This window comes from Streptomyces sp. NPDC004051 (assembly GCF_053604275.1).
The window spans coordinates 89,544-106,689 of sequence record NZ_JBSGHG010000007.1 but is presented as its reverse complement, the minus strand read 5'-3'; the positions used below and the strand labels follow the sequence as shown (position 1 = coordinate 106,689).

Sequence of the window (17,146 nt, the reverse complement as noted above, 5' to 3'; positions counted from 1 at the left end):
CACGGACACTAGGATCCACTTATGCCGCGACTCGCCTTCGACATCGGCTTCTTCGCCGAACTCCCCAAGCTCCAGCCGCCGGTCAGGAAGGGCGTGCTGGACGCCTGGGAGAAGTTCGACCGGCTCTCCCTCGACCAGCTCTTCAAGGACCAGGGGCTGAAACTGGAGAGCCTGACGAAGGCGAAGGACAAGCAGATCCGGACGATCCGCATCGACCAGTTCTGGCGCGGTGTGGTCCTCGCACCACCGTCCGGGGACACCTTCGTCCTGCTGCGGGTCATGCAGCACGACAAGGCCATCGCCTGGGCGATGAAGCAGAAGTCCAGCATCAACGCGGTGACGCGAGCGGTCGAGATCCGGGACGCGGCGACCCTGGACGAGATCACGCCGGCGTACGAGCGGGTGGCCGAGACCTCGCCGAAGGCGCGGCTGTTCGAGAAGTTCTCCGACGGGGACCTGACCGCGCTGGGCATCGACGCCGAGACGCTGCGGCAGGCCCGGTCGCTGGTCGACCAGGATCAGCTGGAGGTCTTCGCTCCGCTGCTGCCGCAGGACCAGCGGGAGGTGCTGCAGTACCTGGCGGCGGGCTGCACGGTGGAGGAGGTCTGGCAGGACATCGTCGCGCCCGCCCTGCAGGCGTCCACTCAGCCGGTGGACACGCGGGACTACGAGACGGCGATCCAGCACACCCGGGCCCGTATCGCGTTGGTTTCGGCTCCCGAGGAGCTGCGGGACATCCTCGAGAAGCCCTTCGCGGCCTGGCGGGTGTTCCTGCACCCCTCGCAGCGGAAGGTGGCCTACCGGGCGTCGTACTCGGGACCCGCGCAGGTCACCGGCGGGCCGGGCACCGGCAAGACCGTCGTCGCGCTGCACCGGGTCAAACACCTGCTCGGGCACCTGCGCGACGGCGACCGCATCCTGCTCACGACGTACACCAACGCGCTCGTCAACGCGCTGCGTTCGGGCCTGGAGTCCCTGGTGGACGACCCGGAGCTGCGCGAGCGCGTGGACATCTCGACGGTGGACGGCTTCGCCAGCCGTGTCGTCGCGGAGGCGCCGGGCGCGGTGCCCCTGCGACCGCTGATAAGCAACGAGGAGGTGAGCCGCTGGGGCAAGGCCGCCAAGGCGACGGGCTTCACCGGCAGCGCGCAGTTCCTCGCCCAGGAGTACCGGCACGTCGTCCTGGCCCAGGGCGTCGGAACCCTGGCCGAGTACGAGGCGGCGGACCGGCGGGGACGCGGCAGTCGGCTGACGGCGTCCGAACGGCCGCTGGTGTGGGAGACGGTGGAACGGTTCACGGCCGACCTCGCCGCGGACGGGTGCCGCACCTGGCTGCAGACGTGCGCGGAGGCGGCGCGGCTGCTGGAGGCGAAGGGACCGCAGTACCGGCACGTGGTGGTGGACGAGGCACAGGACCTGCACCCGGCGCAGTGGCGCCTGCTGCGCGCGGCCGTCCCGGCCCGCCCGGACGACCTGTTCATCGCGGGCGACCCGCACCAGCGGATCTACGACTCGAAGGTGTCGCTGAAGTCGCTCGGCATCAAGGTGACCGGGCGGTCGGTGAAGCTGCGCAAGAACTACCGCAGTACGCAGGAGATCCTGCGCTGGTCCACTTCCCTGCTCATCGGCCGGCCGATCGCCCAGCTGGAGGACGAGGGCCGCAACGAGACCCTGCTCGGCTACCGCTCCGCCCTGCACGGCGACGGGCCGGCGGTGCACGCCGCGACGACCGAGGAGGCCGAGCTGGACGCTCTGGTAGCCCAGGTGCGGGCGTGGCTGGACGCGGGTGTCGGCGCCGGGGAGATCGGGGTCAGCGCGCGGTTCAACAAGACGTGCGCGAAGGCGGTGGCGCACCTGAAGGACGCGGGCATCCCCGCGGTGACCCTGCGCAACGCCTCCGGCGACTCCGCGGGCGGCGAGGAGACGGCCGTACGGATCGGGACCATGCACTCGTTCAAGGGGCTGGAGTTCCGCTGCGTCGCGGTCATCGGCGTCAATGACGAGGCACTGCCGTTCGTGAAGGCGGTCACCCCGCCCGACGTGGATGCCAAGCAGCACGAGACGGACCTGATGTCCGAACGCTGCCTGCTCTTCGTCGCCTGCACCCGGGCCCGCGACAGCCTGTACGTCTCCTGGTCGGGCGAACCGAGCCCGTTCCTGGCCGAGGCGGGCGTCACCGACGCCGCCTGAGCCGCCTCGGCCGGGTCGGCCTCCGGCAGCGGGCCCACGTGGCAGCCTCCGGCTTCTCCTGAGTGCCGTGGCGGCCCCGCGGTGCCCGCCCGGGTGTGCTGGGATGTCTCCATGTCGCTGCCCCACGTGGTGCTCACGGACTCACAGGCCCGCCTGCTGGCGGAGCTGGTACTCGCGCCCCTCCCGGTCCGGGAGGGCGGTGACGTCGCCGTGGGGACCGACGAGGAAGAGGTGGCGGCGCGGGGGCTGGATCACGAGGTGACGTCGGCGGACCTGCGTCGGCTCGTCCTCCTCGGGCTCGTCGTGCCGGAGGCAGGTTGCGCGCGGGTCACCGATCTCGGCATGGCCGTTCACTACGAGGCTCAGCTCGGTGCCGCACACGCTCGCCTCGGTGACGTGGTGCGCTTCGCCGATGCGGTGGAGAGGACGTGTCCCCGCCTCGCCCCGACACTCCGTCTGCTGGCGCAGGGCGAGATCACTCTACGAGCAGCGGTCACCGCCGCGGCCCCTCCGGAGCAGTGCGGCTGACGCGCGGCCCGCACGACTCGATCACCGTTCAGGCATCGGGGAAGAGCCCGTCGACCGCCGGGTGCCGGGACCTGCGTGCCGAGGGGGGTACGGGCAGCACCCCCACCGCTCTCAGTTCGTCCTCCGTCACCACCGGGCCGGCCAGGACCGCGGCGAGCAGGACGTCCTGAGCTGGGGCGAGATCGGTAAGGCGGCGCAGGACCGAGAGCAGTTCGATGAGTTCAGTCGTCCACTCGGAAGGCCAAGCGTCGGCGTGGATGTCGTCGAGGGGACTGGTCTTCTTGCTGTTGGGTGAGGCCTTCCGGTAGCCGAACCACTTCTTGACGACCGGCATTCCGCCGACGTCGTACGTCCACACCGCTTCCGGCACGGGGGTGAACTCCCCCTCACCGACGTGCAGCGTCCCCGACTCGGCGTTGTGTCGTATCCGTTCGGGAAGCGTGTCGCCGATGTGGGTGACGTACCGCACCCTGCGCGGGTCTCCGGGTGGGAACTCCGCGCTGCCGGCCGGGCGGTCCTGTGCGGGGTCGGCGTACCGGGCTCCGAAGGTGGACGCCCACAGGATCTGACGGCCGAGGGCGACGGCCTCGTCCCAGAGGGCGCCGTCACGGGTGAGCGGGAGCCGTACGCCCGGAGTCAGCAGTTCCTCGGTGAACCGCCGGGTGAAGGCGGAGTGCCCCGCGACGGCGACGGCGTACGCCGCCAGGTCCTCGGCCTCGATCCGGGTGCGGCCGAGCGTCCGTGCGAGGTGGGGCAGGAGGCCGGCCGCGGTGTTGGCGGAGCCGTCGGGGTGCAGCAGCGGCATGGTGCGGCCACCGCGGCCGTTGAAGTGGTCGGTGTCGGGGATCAGGTGAGTCGCGACCAGTGCGGGGCCCGAGTCGATCGGATGCGACGACTGCTGGTTGAGGAAGAGCTGTCCGCCGCGCCGGGCCGCCGCCCACAGGTCGGGGCGCGGATAGTCGAGTACGCGGTTGTCGGCGATGAGGTGTTGGCGGTCGAAGCTGCGCAGGGCCATGCGTACGAGGTGCGGGGTGGTGTCGCGTTCCTCGGCGAGCGGATGCCTGGGAGTGGACTGGCCGGGTAACGGGTCTCGCTTGCCGGTCAGGGTCCGGTCACGCGTCTCCTTGAAGAGTTCCGCCCGGTGGGCCGGGTCGGACTCGCGTATCAGCGTCGCCCATCGGCGGCGCAGGATCTCCGCCGAGGGTGCGCTCACCCATGAACGGTTCGCCTTCGAGCCCGGACTGCCCCAGGGGAAGAGGTCGTTGAGCTCGGGAAACTCCTCCCAGCCCGACTCCGTCACCGGCGTCAGCGGCCGTGTCGGGTGCGTGTGCGTGTCCCGCCATCCGTCGTCGTCCACCCGGATCGCCCGCAACTGGCGGAACTTGTCCGCGCGCTTCCCCGACACGGCCCGGTAGTGCACGCGCGCCCGGTGCTCCGGGCCTCGTTCCGTCCCCGCCCGGCGGACGAAGACGAAGATGGCGAGCGGCTGGGCGACCCCTGGAAAGACGCGGGTGGCGGCATCGGAACGCTGGCCCTCCGGGGAGAGGTTGACGATCCAGCCCTCGTCGCAGGTCCGCCGGAGATAGTCCCGCATGCCGCGTCCGCCGGGACCGGTGGCCCACCCGGACGGGGTGATGAAGCAGACCACTCCGTGCCGGTCCTCGGCATGGGCGTCGAACACCTTCCAGGTCGCCCACCGCCAGAAGTACACGTACATGTTCTTGAGGATGTGCTCGTAGCGGCCGTTGCCCGCGTGGCGGAAGTCGTCGAGCAGCGGCGTCTCCCTGCCGTCCGCGCGCTTCTCCACCCAGCCACCGCGCCCCTCGGCCTTGTCGTCGTACGGCGGGTTGCCGGCGACGACGGTGATCGGGGTGTCCGCCTTGACCTTGTTGGCGCGTCTGCGCGACTGGGCGAGCGCCTCGTACGTGGATGCCAGGTACTCCTCCTCGGCGTACGGGTTGTCCAGGGTGTCCGTGACGAAGAGGTTGAGACCGCCCTCGGGCACCGGGACGCCGTACTTCTTGAGCAGGTCCGAGGCGCGTAGTTCGGCGACGGCGAAGGACCCCATCTGCAGTTCGAAGCCGTAGAGCCGGGAGGCGAGCCGCTGTACGGCGTCGCGGGTCATCGCCGGCCCGTGACGCTCGGCGGCCTGTTCGGCGACGCGCTCGATGACGGTGTGCAGGAAGGTGCCGGTGCCCATGGCGGGGTCGACGATCCGTACGTCGTCGTCGGCGAAACCGTGTTTCCGGCCGAGTCGGGTGCGCAGGACGTCCTCGGTGAGACGGATCATCTCCTCGACCACTTCGCGGGGCGTGTAGTACGAGCCGCTCCGCTGACGCAGCGCCGGATCGTAGGCGGTGAGGAAGTGTTCGTAGAGGTGGAGGTAGGCATCCCGGTTCCCACTGCGGACGGCCGGCCAGTCCACCTGCGCGACGGTGCGCGTCAGCAGGTCGAGCGTGACGGTGAAGCGCGCGTTGACGTTGTCCGTCAGGAGCTGGAGCGCCTTGCCCATGAGGGCGTGGCCGTCGTCCAGGCGGCGGCCGATCTCGTGGAAGGAGTCGGGCGCGAGCGGGATGCCTTCCGTGTGGGCCAGCAGGAGCGAGAAGGTGACGGTCTGGGCGAAACCGTCAGCGAAGGTGGCGTCGTCGGCGGACGGGAAGAGGTAGCGGCGCCAGTCGTTCCTGAGGCCGGTGAAGGGTCGTGCGCGCACGTCGTCGTCGGGCGCGGACGACCTGGCCTCGGCCACCAGCTGCTCCTGAACGGCAGCCCGCAGCAGCCTGCACAGGCGGGCGATCTCCTGCACGAGGCGGGCGACGTGTCTGATCGGCTCGGGTTTCCACCCCAGGAACTGCTGGAGCAGCGCGTCGAAGGCCAGTGGGTCGGGGACGGCGAGTTTCTCGCCCGCGCTCCGCAGCGAGCCGGCGAAGAACACCGTCTCGCCGACCTGCCGACCGCCACGGAAGAGCCGCCACTCCGTGCCGTTCGAGTACAGCAGGTTGGGCAGGTCCCGGAGTTTGTGCCACTGCTCCCGGTTGCCGCGGCCGAAGGTGTCCGGATCAACGGACAGTCCTGGCCGCTTGAGTTCGACGTAACCGCTGATCTCCCCGGCCACGCTCACCGCGTAGTCGGGCCGGACACCGAGATCCGGCAGCGGGTACTCGTCGTGCCAGCTCACCCGGTGCTGTTCGTGGTGCTCGCTCACTGCTCGGAGCAGGACCTCCAGCGGTCCGCGAATCGCGGCCTCCTGGCCGCCGCCCCCGGACAGCTTGTCCTTGCACATCCCACCGAACTGCGACACGGCAGCACGAAGCCACCCGTACTGATCCCCACCCATGGTCCCCCCAAGGACACGATCACTGACGCCGACGCATGACCCCCGGGCCCCCACCGCGTCCATCCCGACCAGGACATGGCGGTGCGTCAGCCCTCCGAACGGCCTTCCCGATGGCGTATGCACTCGACAAGGGGCGCGCGCCACCACGGCATACCCCCGCTCACACTCCAGTTCGCGCGCCCGACAGGACCGGACCCCATTCACGGGGCAACTTCACCGGCCTGCAGAAAGCCACTCCCAGACAAGCAAATATTGAAAGCACTGTCAATCGATAAGCCGTAGACGACCCTTGACGCACCTCGCCGAGCGCATGCAATTGACACGTCACTTCATCGACAGCCCCTGGACGCACCATTCCGCAACGCCGGCCACTGAAGGCCATCCGACTCCTCGCGGCGCCCGCACCCCGTCAGCCGTCGCACGGCACCCTGCGACGACCAGGCGAACAGGGACAACGGCCGCGAGCCTGCAGCCATCGCGCCCTTGCCGACGCTCGAACACACCCCCTTAAGCATTGCAGATTGACAGCGCTTTCGCGGCCATGGTTAGGTATCTATGCTTCTGGCGGTGACTGGGGGTGCCACCGAAAGCACCAGTACCCCCGATGCCCTATGGGCATCTGAGCGCCAACGCGCCGCCCTGCCCGGCGCCCCGTCGCCGGAGCCACGGCCTCGGATGCGGTCCTCACGACCCAGAGCCGGGCATTCCGTCCCCACACGTCAGGAAGAACCGTGAAGATCAAGCGCGTCCGCATCGAGAACTTCTGCTGCCTTCGCAGTCTCGATGTCTCCTTCGACTCCATCACCTCGCTCATCGGCCCGACGGGCGTCGGCAAGTCCACCGTCCTGCGCGCCCTGGACTGGTTCTTCAACGGCGAGAAGGGCTACACCCTCAGCGAGGAGGACGTCCACTCGGCGGCGGAGACCCAGCGGATCCGTGTGGAGGTCGAGTTCGACGGCCTCACCCCTTCCGACCGGTCCGCGCTCGGCCACTACGCACCCGACGGACTGGAAACGCTGAGCATCTGGCGCACCTGGGAGAACGGAGAGGACCGGATCACGGGCAAGGCCCTGGCCTATCCTCCCTTCGAGCGGATCCGGGAGGGCGCCGGCAGCCGGGAGAAGACGGCCGCGTACAAGGCATTACGCGAGCAGGACCCGGCACTCGGCCTGCCCGCCGTCCGCAGCTGGGACGCCGCCGAAGCGGAGATGCGGTCCTGGGAGGCAAGGAACCGGGACCGGCTCGCCGAGGCTGAGGTGGAGGGCACGCACTTCTTCGGCTTCGCCGGCCAGGGGCTGCTCGGCAAGCTGATCGACTTCGTCTTCGTCTCGGCGGATCTGCGGGCCTACGAGGAGACGGACGACAACAAGACGTCCGTGGTGGGGCGGATCCTCGAGCACGCGGTCGACCGCTCGGAGGCGGAAGCCCAGTTCACGGCCATCGACGAGGACGCCCAGGCGGCCCGCGAGAAGGTACACAGGGACATCTACGAGCCGGTGCTCGCGAGGCTGTCCGGCGCCCTTTCCTCGGAGATCTGCCGGTTCACCACCGGTCGGGACGTCGTCGTCACTCCCACGGCCCAGGTGCCCAAGCGCACGAAGACCGCGTTCGCGGTCAGTGTCCGTGACGGGGCGGCTCTGACCCCGGTCCGCCGCCAGGGGCACGGTTTCCAGCGCGCGCTGATCATCGCTGCGCTCAAGTACCTCTCGGAGTGCCGCCGCCCCGAGAACGGCACCCGATCCCTGTGCCTGGCGATCGAGGAACCCGAACTGTTCCAGCATCCCGCGCAGACGCGGGTCTTCGCGCAGGTGCTGCGCAGCCTCGTCTCGTCGGCCGAGGGCCAGACCCAGGTGATGTACGCGACGCACAGTCCGGTGTTCATCGACCCCTCCAACTACCAGCAGGTCCGCAGGCTGTACCGGGCCACCGGCGGCGAGCACCCCGACGTAGGTCTGAAGACCCTCAGCGAGGAACAGTTGCGGACAGCGCTCGACGGGCACGTCGAGGAGCGGTCGATCGCACGCCGAGGCACCACGCGTTATGTGAAGGACCTCGCCGAAGCCCTGTTCTCCGACGTCGCCGTCCTTGTGGAAGGCGTCACGGACGAGGCCGTCCTGATGGCCTTCGCCGAGCGTCAGGGGTACAACCTCGGGGCCGAGAGCGTGTGTGTGCTGAGTACCGAGGGCAAGGACAACATGATGCTCTGCCACGCGATCCTGACGGGCTTCGGCGTGCGCTGCTACCTCGTGTTCGACGCGGACACCGGTCCGAGGAAGGCGCAGGGCGGAAACAAGGCGCTGCACTCGGAGACCGTCAACATGAAGATCCTCGGCTACCTGCGAGCACCTGTCCTGCCCCGGCCGGCGACGGTGTCGGAGGCCGAATACACCGTCTTCGAGGACGACCTCGAGGCCTGTCTCCAAGACGAGTGGCCCTCCTGGAGCGCCCGCTGCCGGGAGCTGGCGCGGCAGGAAGCCGGCTACATCGAGGGCAAGCACGTACCGACCTATGCCGAGGCCGCACGCACCGCAGGCGGTGAACCACGACTGCTCCACGCGTTGCTGGAGAACGTGCGGGCCCTGGCAGGACGGCCGACGCCCGGTGCGTAGCACGCATACACGAGGTTCACGCCGTTCCCGACGGCCGCCGACCACAGGCTGTCGCTGGAGGAAAAGGGGAGACGACGACTGCCGACCGCAAGGGAACAATTCCGGTCTGGACGCTGGCGACCGGTGACGTCCGGGTGCCCGCGGTGACCGGGGACAAGCCGATGACGGCTGAGCGCCTGGCCGAACTGCGCAGCGTGCTGGCCGCCCTGGCCGACCAGCCCATCGCCACACTCGAGGTGCATCCGCTGCCCGACGGGCTCGACCGCAGCCAGGGCATCTCGCTCGATGCCGTGAGCCCGTTGGCACAGCACCTGTCGCAGCTCATCACGCAGTCGGCGCACAGTTCCTCCACGGCCGCCAAGGCGACCGCTGCCGGCGAAGGCCTGTACCACATGGTGGTTCCGGCGAAGGTCGCCGCCCAGTTGGGTCAGGGCCTCGTTCGCCCGATGGCGTCGAAGGCGGTGGCCGGTGGCATCCGCGGCCCGCTCGTGAACTCGAGGGGCGGCATCGTCGCCGGTGCGACGTTCATGCCCGTCGGCAAAGCGGCAGCGGCGGGTGCAGCCGGTGGAGCCGGCGCGACAGCCGGCGTCGCGGCCGCCGCTCACCTCCGAGGAGCACGGCGCCTTCCCCGACAGCCTGCCGACGGGGATCCGCCCTGCCTGAACGACGGTCGGGCGGGAGAGCCTCCGCCTGTCATCCTCAGACCTCAGTGGCTCGCCCCGGGTCACCATCTCCGATCCTTCAGTAGGTGTTTGAACCTGGCCCTGCTTCTGATGCGGAGGACGCCCACTGTCCTCGAATAGGCTCACCGCCGCTGTGCTGGCGGCTCCTCAGAAACTAGACTCCCGCCGCGTGCCCCATCCTGCCCGCCGCACTGCCGCGGATGACGACGCACTGCTGGAGAAGCTTCACGCCCTCGCATGGGGTGCCGGAGGCGTGGTCCCCTACCGCACCGTCATGCCGACGGAGCCCTTCCCCCCGCTCTCTGCAGCCGAGGTCGAGCGCGCGGAACGGAAGATTGGGTATCGGCTGCCCGACCTGCTCCGGCGCATCTACACCGAGATCGGTGACGGAGGATTTGGACCAGAAGGCGGCCTTGCATCGCTGACGAAGGGCCGTCGGCAGCCCGGATATCTAGCGGACTGGCATTGCGCGCTGACCATCCACGACCAGCGCCCAGGATGGGCACCGCCGAGATCTTGGCTCTATCTGACGGGTGGCGGCTGCACCATGGAGTGGTACGTCTCGCTGATAGCGGTCGACCACCCGGTGCTGCTCTACGACGCCGACGGCTGGGAGCCGGACTGGGGACAGGAACCTCACGACGGCCTGCGTTACGCGGCGTCGTCGCTGCGCCACTGGCTCTGGACTTGGGCAGACGGAGGCAATGTCTGGGACGAAGCTCTGCAAGCAATCGGTGAGGACTGAGCAGCCGGAAAAACCGAGCCACCCGTTGGCGCGACCGATTCGGGACGAGGAACGACGACGGCCCGAAGGTCGACGAGTAGACGGGGGCGGGCGGGCCCTTCTCTGCCCGCCTTGGGGGAGACACCAGGCCTCATCACCGCCGAGCTGTGCGCCAACGCTGTACAGCACGAGCGGCTCCCCGGCCGGGACTTCCACGTCCGGCTGACCAGCGAGGCGGACGACGGTCGGCTGCGCGTAGAGGCCTCCGACACCCACGCGGAACGCCGACCCGCCCTCCCCCCTCCCCCACGGACCCCGACGCCGAGTCCGGCTGCGGCCTCCTCCTCGTCGCCGTCTTGGCCGACGACTGGGGCGTCACCGCCCGCAGTTCCGGCCCCAGCAAGACGGTGTGGGCGTCCGTGAACGTGACTTGCCCTTCAGCTAAATGATCCCCCGAACGCGTGGCCCGGCGCTGCCGCCCCGGCCTCACCACTCGGCTCCTCCTTCATCCACTTGAACAACCATGGTTTTGCACCCCCCAGTTCGAGGTGCTAGTGCCGCATCAGACAACCTTTGCCTCGTAGTGACGTGACGCGCCGTTCGGATGCTGGCCCGGACGGCACGGTGTCGCCAGGCTGCCCGGGTGGCAGAACGAGTACGTATCCGCGAGATCGATGACGACAAGGGGCAACGCCTGTTGCGGACCATCCGCAGAGGCACGGGGTCGGTGGTGACCTGGCGGCGCGCCCAGATGGTGCTGCTGTCCGCGCAGGGCATGCCCGTGGCGAAGATTGCCGAGGTGACGTTCACCAGCGACGACCGAGTCCGGGACGTGATCCACAATTTCAACGCCGACAGTTTCGACTCCCTGTATCCGAAGTACAAGGGCGGCCGGCCTATGACCGTGTCCTACGTGGTGAGGCGGACGAGGCGTTTGTAGCAGCACAGGGCTGCGGCGAGTCCGAGAAAGGCCAGGTAGTTGCAGGGATCGCGCTCGTAGCGGGGGCTGAGTCTACGACATCAGCCACGAGGGCCTGCGCATCCTGCTCCGCGAGGAGGGCGTCTCCTTTCAACACCTGAAGACCTGGAAGGCCTCCCGCGACCCCGACTACGCGGCGAAGAAGGCCCGCGTCGAGCACCTCTACGCGATCGCCGACGCCGAGGTCATACCCGAGGAGGGCGAGCCCGAAGTCGTCTTCTGCATGGACGAGTTCGGGCCGCTCAACCTGATGCCCCACCCGGGCCGGCAGTGAGCCGAACGCGGCGGCAAGCACAAGGACCCCGACCGCGAACCACGCCGACGGCGCCGGGCGACCTACAACCGCTACGGCGGAGTACGGCACCTGTTCGCCGCCCTGGACCTGGCCAAGGACAAGCTCTACGGCCACATCAAGCCGGTCAAGAAGCGCACCCAGTTCCTGGAATTCTGCCGCTACCTGCGCAGCCTCTACCCGCCCCAAATCCGTATCGCGATCGTCTGCGACAACTTCTCCCCGCACCTGACCACCAAGAGATGCCAACGCGTCGGCACCTGGGCCGCGGCGAACAACGTCGAAATCGCCTGTACCCCCACCAACAGCTCCTGGCTCAACCGCATCGAGGCCCAGTTCACCGCGCTGCGCTACTTCACCCTCGACGGCACCGACCACGCCGGCCACAAGGAACAGGGCAGCATGATCCGCCGCTACATCATCTGGCGAAACCGCCACGCCGACGACCAGCGCCTACGCGCTGCCGTCGGCAGGGCCAACGCTGCCTGGTCCGGCGCTAAACGCCGGTGGCGCCATCGATGCGTTCCCGGACCAGGTCGGCGTGGCCGTTGTGGCGGGCGTACTCCTCGATCATGTGGACGTAGATCCAGCGAAGGTTGACGTCCTGATCCATGAAGCGGCCCGTATCGGTCAGAGCACGGTCGGCGCAGTGCTCGCGGGCGCGGGCGATCTCCGCGTGCCAGGTGGCGAGGGCGTCACTCAGGGCGGCGCCCGCAGCAAGGTCGAAGCCGCCGTCGGGGCCGTCCGGGTCGGCCTGCGGGTCGTAGATGGGAGGGGCCTGTTCTCCGGCGAGCACGCGGCGGAACCAGTTCCGCTCCACCTCCGCCATGTGCTGGACCAGGCCGGTCAACGTGAAGCCGGACGGCGGCACGGACGCAACGGCGGCCTGCTCATCGTTCAGACCCTCGCACTTCATGGCCAGTGTGGTGCGGTGAAAGTCGAGCCAGCTTTCAAGCGTCGTGCGCTCGTCGGCGTTCAGGGGCGGCATAGGGCGATCGATGGCGCTCATCGGTCGATTATCGCCAGCGGCCGAAGCCGTCGACAGGCGGGGCCTCACTACAGGGCGAACGTTGCCTGATGCGGCACCAGGCGGTGGCGGTGTCACAGCACTTGTCGTCTGCCATGGCGACGTCAGCGGGTTCTGCCATTGAGATCGTTTCATCCTGAAGTTGCAGGTCATGAGGCTGGTGTGGCCGGTCATGGGGGTGCTCATGCTGGTCGGTGGCGTGATCGGTAGCAGGTGATCGTCTGGTCATGGGGTGATTCGCCGGAACTGGGGCTGCGGGGTGTCCGTACCGTCTACTGTCCACGGAATAAGGGAGTTCACGGTACGGGAGAGGGGGGGGCGGAGGGCGGCCGCGGTGCTGACGTGGATGATTCAGCGGCGGGTCGAGCAGCTGCGCAAGCAATGCGCGGAGGCGGAAGCCGAGGTGGCCCGCCTGGCGGCGCCCGCAGTAGTGGGCCGTTGCCAGGCGCGAGGCGCACCATGCCACCCTCAGCGGCCAAGCACGTCGGAGAGACGCTGGAGCGGATCGCAGCCGAGGTGGCGCCGCAGCTCACTGGAAACGCGCTGAACACACGTGTCCTGCCTCACTATCGAGGCCGCTGGGCAACCCTTCCGGCCCTGAAATCTTCTCCTTGGGATGAAGATCCTGAAGAGGCGGCCTCGTCTACTCATACTCCTGACCCTGACCGTGGTGGCGGCCGTGACGGTGACCGTCGGCATGGTCATCCAGGCGAACAAGATGGAGACGCTCTCTCCGCGCGAGGAACGTGACCGGGCCACGTCTGGAGCAGGCGTACCGTCAGGGCAGGTGGACTGCCGGAAGGTCAAGTGCATCGCGCTCACCTTCGATGGCAACCCGGGCGAACCCACCGACCGGCTGATGGACCTCCTGAAGGAGTACAAGGCGCCGTCGACGTTCTTCCTCGAGGGCCGGCGCATCCGCAAGTTCCCGGATGTGGTGCGGCGGATCGCCAAGGAGGGCCACGAGATCGGGGACCACACCTGGACGCACGCGGTGCTGACCGATGTCTCTGATGCGCAGATCCGCGACGAGCTGCGCCGCACGGCACGGGCCATCGCAAGCATCACCGGCAGCGAGCCGACGCTGATGCGCCCGCCCCAGGGCCGCACCGACGACCGCGTCTCCAAGGTATCGAAAGAACTGAGGATGGCGCAGGTGCTGTGGACGGTGACCGCGAAGGACTACGAGACGGACGACACCGCGCTGATCACCAAGCGCGTGCTCGCGGGCGCCGACCGCGACGGGATCATCCTGCTCCACCCGCTGCACAAGGGCACCGTGCCGGCCATGCCTTCCATCCTGAAGGCGCTCAGCAAGCAGGGCTACACCTTCGTGACCGTCTCCCAGCTGCTCGCTCCGGCCAAGGCCGAGCCCGGCAAGATCTACAAGTGACTGTCTGACGCGCGAAGCGTCCGCCTCCTTGGCCCCGCGTCACCACGGGAGCGGCGGCCACCGTACAGACCCCGGCCAGGAGGTCGACGGCCCCGGTGGCGTAGCGGTAGGCGATCGTGGTTCCGACGCCGAATCCGGCAGCGGGCCGAGCATTGGGGGTGCCCCCGGCCGGAGGCTGGGAGAGTGTGTCCCACTCGCAGGTGGGCGAGTGATGGACCACCAGTGCCGGGCACGGATCGCATCCGGTGGGGTGGCACGTGCGGGACCGACGGTGTCCGGCGCCACAGCCGTCACGAAGTGTGCGACATCCCGTGAGTTCTCCTGAGGCCCGCTGAGTGCCCGAGGCCGTGGCCAGGGGCTTCTTCCTCCTTCGGGTGCTCTACCAGGGTGTGACATGACTTCTGGATTCTTGAAGTGTTCTCAGTGTGTGCGACCGATCTGCGGTCTGGTCGAAGACGAGGAGGCGAACCGGAAAGGTTCGAGGCCGACGTGCCGGCCGGCCGGCCAGGCTTGCGGCGGCGGACCCGGCGTCCTCGGGCCGGCGGGCGTACAGCAGCGCCATGTGCCTGAGACCGGCGAGTTGGCGGACAGCCGCCCGGCCGATCCCGCGGTTGGCTTCCGTGACCAGCGAGATCGGCGCAGCGGCGTTCATGGTGGCCCCCTCCGACTTCCCGTTCAGCCCATGGTCTTGGCGCCGTCCAGGGACTCGCGAATGATGTCGGCGTGCCCGGCGTGCTGCGCGGTCTCGGCGATGATGTGCAGCAGCGCCTGACGGGCCGACCAGCGTACGCCGGACTCGAACCACGGCGCCTTCGGCAGCGGCTGGGTCGCGTCCAGGTCGGGCAGGGCGGCGATCAGCTCGTCGGTCCGGTGGGCCACCGCCGTGTACTCAGCCAGCACGCCGGCCAGCGTCTCGCCGGGCAGCAACCGGAACTCGTCAGCCCGCTCGGCGAAGTCGGCCTCGGCCATGGCGGTGAAGTCGGGCATGGCCGACGGGCCGTCCAGGATGAAGTCCGCCCAGATCCGCTCCATCGCGGCGACGTGCTTGACCAGGCCGCCCAGGCACAGTGCGCTGACGGTGGTTCGCAGCCCGGCCTGCTCGTCGGTGAGGTCGCGGGTGGTGAAGCGCAGGAAGTGCCGGTGCTTGCCCAGCGTCCGCAGCAGGTCGGCGCGCTCGCCGGTGAGGGTCGCCGACTCGCTCAGGGTCTCGGTCATGATCTCCGCCTTCGGTTGGTCCCGTGTTCCTCGGTCAACAACGACGGTAGGAGCCATAGCGGACAGTTCCTGTCCTGAATTCCGGGAGAATCGGAGACATGGCGAACACCAGCACCCGGACGCTGCGACTGCTGTCCCCACTGCAGACCCATCGCCACTGGCCAGGCACCGAACTGGCCGACCGGCTCGGTGTCTCGGTCCGCACTCTGCGCCGAGACGTCGACCGGCTGCGCGAGCTCGGCTACCCGGTGGAGGCGCAGCGCGGCGTCGACGGCGGCTACCAGCTCGCCGCGGGCGCCGCGCTGCCGCCACTGGTGATCGACGACGATGAGGCGGTCGCCCTGGCCGTCGGGTTGCACACCGCCGCGGAGGGCGCGGTGGAGGGCATCGCCGAGTCCTCGGTCCGGGTGCTGGCCGGCACGTCCTGGACGTCGACAGCCTCGCGGTCCTGGTGCCGCAGGTGCGCCGTGGAGTCACACGCCGGCTCTGCCGAGTCGACCGGCGAGACGTCGCCGCAGAGCAGCCGGTCCACGATCTACCGGCTGGACCCGGCGGACGTGAGCTGAGGCAGACGTCCACACAGCGTGCCAGGGGCCAAGAGTGCACTGGCGCGCTTGCGCTCCCCCTCAGTCCGCGCTTTCGCCCGTGGCCGCGTCCAACGACACCGTCATCGGTTCGCAGCCGTATCCGTCCGCGTCGGGTGTGCACCGGGTGTCGGCGACGACCACCGACCACACCGCGCGCCACGGACCCGTATGGCCCATGGTCCGCTCGGTGGTGAGCGGACCGACCTCAATCCGCAGCCCGGCCGTGTCGGCACGCATCTTCCTCCGCTCCTCGCGGACGATCTCCTCGGCCCGCCGTGCCGAGATCAGCTTGGCGGGGAGGGGCACATGCGTGGGGCCGAGGTCGACCTGCATCCCGTACACGCGCCCGGCGGGGTTGATCCGTACGTCGAGGCTGCGGGGCATCTCCACGCCCCGCTCCTTGAACCGCCAGGAGGTCACCCAGCCGGAGCCGGCGCTGTCGCGGACCGCTCGGGTGGTGTGCCAGGACGCCGACTCGGCCCAGGCGTAGTGGGCGCGCATGTAGGTGCGGGCGATGCGGTAGGCGTCGGCGGTGCCGTGGGGCGTGCCGGCGCCCGGCACCAGGTAACCGACCTTCTCCATGCTTCCCATATCCGCGGTGTTCCCGAAGTCCACGTTCAGTCGGCGTCCTCCGGGCCACATCAGCTCCGCGGGGAACCCACCCGCGAACTGGATGTTCATCCAGCCGTTGTAGCCGTCGAGGCCGGGGCTGATCCTGACGGCGCCGACCTGGTAGCGGTCGCCGAAGGCCTGGTGCACGGCCCGCTCGGCGGCCACGCGCTCGTCACCGCGGGCGTCCCGCACGGTGGAGCCGTCCATGTGGTTCAGGGTGACGGCGGTCCGGCAGACGACCGCCCCGAGCACGGCGAGGACGGCGGTCACGGCCGCGGTGGGCGCGGCCCAGGCCCGCCAGGCGACGCGTCCGCGCAGCAGCACGAGCCCCGCGGCCACGCCCAACACACCACCACCGGCGTTCATCCCCACGTCGGCGCTGTCGCAGATGCCGCTCACGAACGGGGCCAGTGCCTGGGTGAGTTCGATGAGGACCGGCAGTGCCAGGACGCCGGCCAGCGCGGGCAGCGGTCGGCGCAGGGCGAGCACGCCGAAGAGGCCGAGCGGCACGAACATCGCCAGGTTCCACAGGCCCTGCGTGGTGTACAGCGGCTCGGTGAGGTCGTGGTTGACCACGCACTCGGCACGTCCGGTCGAGCCGCCGCGCAGCGCCAGCGTGACCCCGAGGACTCCGGTGAGACAGAACACCAGCGGCGCCCACCAGCCCGCGTGGGCGATACGGCGCCGGCGCGCCACGTTCCACGCGAGGAGCCCCAGGACGGCGGCCACGGCTGTGAGCTCGGCCAGGAACCATATGTCGTCCCCGAAGACGGCGTTGAACACGTGCTTGCCCATCCCCCGATGTCACGTCCGACGACCTGGTCAGAGCCTCGAGCACTTGATCATTTCTGAGCTTGGAAGCTTAACCGAGATGCGTCGGCGCGAACCTCCGCAGCAGTGCCGGGAGGACGACCACCGACGGGCCCGGCGCGGCGAACGGCCCCTGAACTGCGGTGCTGTTGTTCACGGACTG

At 69.3% G+C, this 17,146-nt stretch carries 9 protein-coding genes and 5 pseudogenes; 9 read left to right on the top strand and 5 right to left on the bottom strand.

Annotated elements, in window-relative coordinates; all coding sequences use genetic code 11:
• Nucleotides 1–21 precede the first annotated feature (21 nt).
• The gene (locus tag ACWEQO_RS10945; RefSeq protein ID WP_452981376.1) at nucleotides 22–2,190 is read left to right on the top strand and encodes a UvrD-helicase domain-containing protein; all 2,169 of its coding nucleotides are present in this window, start codon (nucleotides 22–24) and stop codon (nucleotides 2,188–2,190) included.
• Nucleotides 2,191–2,301: 111 nt separating this feature from the next.
• Nucleotides 2,302–2,718: a hypothetical protein gene (locus ACWEQO_RS10940; protein WP_452981373.1), complete on the top strand. Its 417-nt coding sequence runs from the start codon at nucleotides 2,302–2,304 to the stop codon at nucleotides 2,716–2,718.
• Between the two features lie 28 nt (nucleotides 2,719–2,746).
• Here ACWEQO_RS10940 and ACWEQO_RS10935 read toward each other — a convergent pair whose 3' ends face one another.
• Nucleotides 2,747–6,016, bottom strand: a complete 3,270-nt coding sequence (locus tag ACWEQO_RS10935) for a type ISP restriction/modification enzyme (protein WP_452981370.1) — start codon at nucleotides 6,014–6,016, stop codon at nucleotides 2,747–2,749.
• A gap of 767 nt (nucleotides 6,017–6,783) precedes the next feature.
• Here ACWEQO_RS10935 and ACWEQO_RS10930 point away from each other — a divergent pair.
• From ACWEQO_RS10930 to ACWEQO_RS10915, 4 genes and pseudogenes are all read left to right on the top strand, one after another.
• Nucleotides 6,784–8,661, top strand: a complete 1,878-nt coding sequence (locus ACWEQO_RS10930) for an ATP-dependent nuclease (protein ID WP_452981367.1) — start codon at nucleotides 6,784–6,786, stop codon at nucleotides 8,659–8,661.
• A 161-nt stretch (nucleotides 8,662–8,822) separates the two neighbouring features.
• Nucleotides 8,823–9,257 (top strand): annotated as a pseudogene (locus ACWEQO_RS10925) (hypothetical protein); the annotation flags it as partial.
• Between the two features lie 256 nt (nucleotides 9,258–9,513).
• Nucleotides 9,514–10,089, top strand: a complete 576-nt coding sequence (locus tag ACWEQO_RS10920; protein ID WP_452981364.1) for an SMI1/KNR4 family protein — start codon at nucleotides 9,514–9,516, stop codon at nucleotides 10,087–10,089.
• Between the two features lie 622 nt (nucleotides 10,090–10,711).
• A pseudogene (locus tag ACWEQO_RS10915) lies at nucleotides 10,712–10,973 on the top strand (helix-turn-helix domain-containing protein); the annotation flags it as partial.
• A 4-nt stretch (nucleotides 10,974–10,977) separates the two neighbouring features.
• On the opposite strand, the pseudogene ACWEQO_RS10910 reads toward ACWEQO_RS10915, so the two are convergent.
• Nucleotides 10,978–11,085, bottom strand: a pseudogene (locus ACWEQO_RS10910) (IS5/IS1182 family transposase); the annotation flags it as partial.
• On the opposite strand from ACWEQO_RS10910, the pseudogene ACWEQO_RS10905 reads away from it, so the two are divergent.
• Nucleotides 11,079–11,825: pseudogene (locus ACWEQO_RS10905) on the top strand (transposase); the annotation flags it as partial. The pseudogenes ACWEQO_RS10910 and ACWEQO_RS10905 sit on opposite strands and share 7 nt — an antisense overlap.
• 10 nt (nucleotides 11,826–11,835) lie before the next feature.
• On the opposite strand, the gene ACWEQO_RS10900 reads toward ACWEQO_RS10905, so the two are convergent.
• Complete coding sequence (locus ACWEQO_RS10900; RefSeq protein WP_452981362.1) at nucleotides 11,836–12,348, bottom strand: DinB family protein; 513 nt, start codon at nucleotides 12,346–12,348, stop codon at nucleotides 11,836–11,838.
• 634 nt (nucleotides 12,349–12,982) lie between these two features.
• Here ACWEQO_RS10900 and ACWEQO_RS10895 point away from each other — a divergent pair.
• Nucleotides 12,983–13,759, top strand: coding sequence for a polysaccharide deacetylase family protein (locus tag ACWEQO_RS10895; RefSeq protein ID WP_452981359.1), 777 nt, complete (start codon nucleotides 12,983–12,985; stop codon nucleotides 13,757–13,759).
• Nucleotides 13,760–14,434: 675 nt separating this feature from the next.
• On the opposite strand, the gene ACWEQO_RS10890 is transcribed toward ACWEQO_RS10895, so the two are convergent.
• Entirely contained in the window at nucleotides 14,435–14,974 is a 540-nt protein-coding gene (locus ACWEQO_RS10890) for a DinB family protein (RefSeq protein ID WP_452981356.1), read from the bottom strand.
• 98 nt (nucleotides 14,975–15,072) lie between these two features.
• Between ACWEQO_RS10890 and ACWEQO_RS10885 the strand changes: the two are divergent.
• Nucleotides 15,073–15,390, top strand: a pseudogene (locus ACWEQO_RS10885) (helix-turn-helix transcriptional regulator); the annotation flags it as partial.
• 210 nt (nucleotides 15,391–15,600) lie between these two features.
• Here ACWEQO_RS10885 and ACWEQO_RS10880 read toward each other — a convergent pair.
• The gene (locus tag ACWEQO_RS10880) at nucleotides 15,601–16,968 is read right to left on the bottom strand and encodes a VanZ family protein (protein ID WP_452981353.1); all 1,368 of its coding nucleotides are present in this window, start codon (nucleotides 16,966–16,968) and stop codon (nucleotides 15,601–15,603) included.
• Between the last annotated feature and the right edge of the window lie 178 nt (nucleotides 16,969–17,146).

Coding starts and splice junctions, on each gene's coding strand:
- ACWEQO_RS10940 (WP_452981373.1), top strand. CDS start 2,302: ATGTCGCTGCCCCACGTGGTGCTCACGGACTCACAGGCCCGCCTGCTG.
- ACWEQO_RS10900 (WP_452981362.1), bottom strand. CDS start 12,348: ATGAGCGCCATCGATCGCCCTATGCCGCCCCTGAACGCCGACGAGCGC.
- ACWEQO_RS10890 (WP_452981356.1), bottom strand. CDS start 14,974: ATGACCGAGACCCTGAGCGAGTCGGCGACCCTCACCGGCGAGCGCGCC.
- ACWEQO_RS10880 (WP_452981353.1), bottom strand. CDS start 16,968: ATGGGCAAGCACGTGTTCAACGCCGTCTTCGGGGACGACATATGGTTC.
- ACWEQO_RS10945 (WP_452981376.1), top strand. CDS start 22: ATGCCGCGACTCGCCTTCGACATCGGCTTCTTCGCCGAACTCCCCAAG.
- ACWEQO_RS10895 (WP_452981359.1), top strand. CDS start 12,983: ATGAAGATCCTGAAGAGGCGGCCTCGTCTACTCATACTCCTGACCCTG.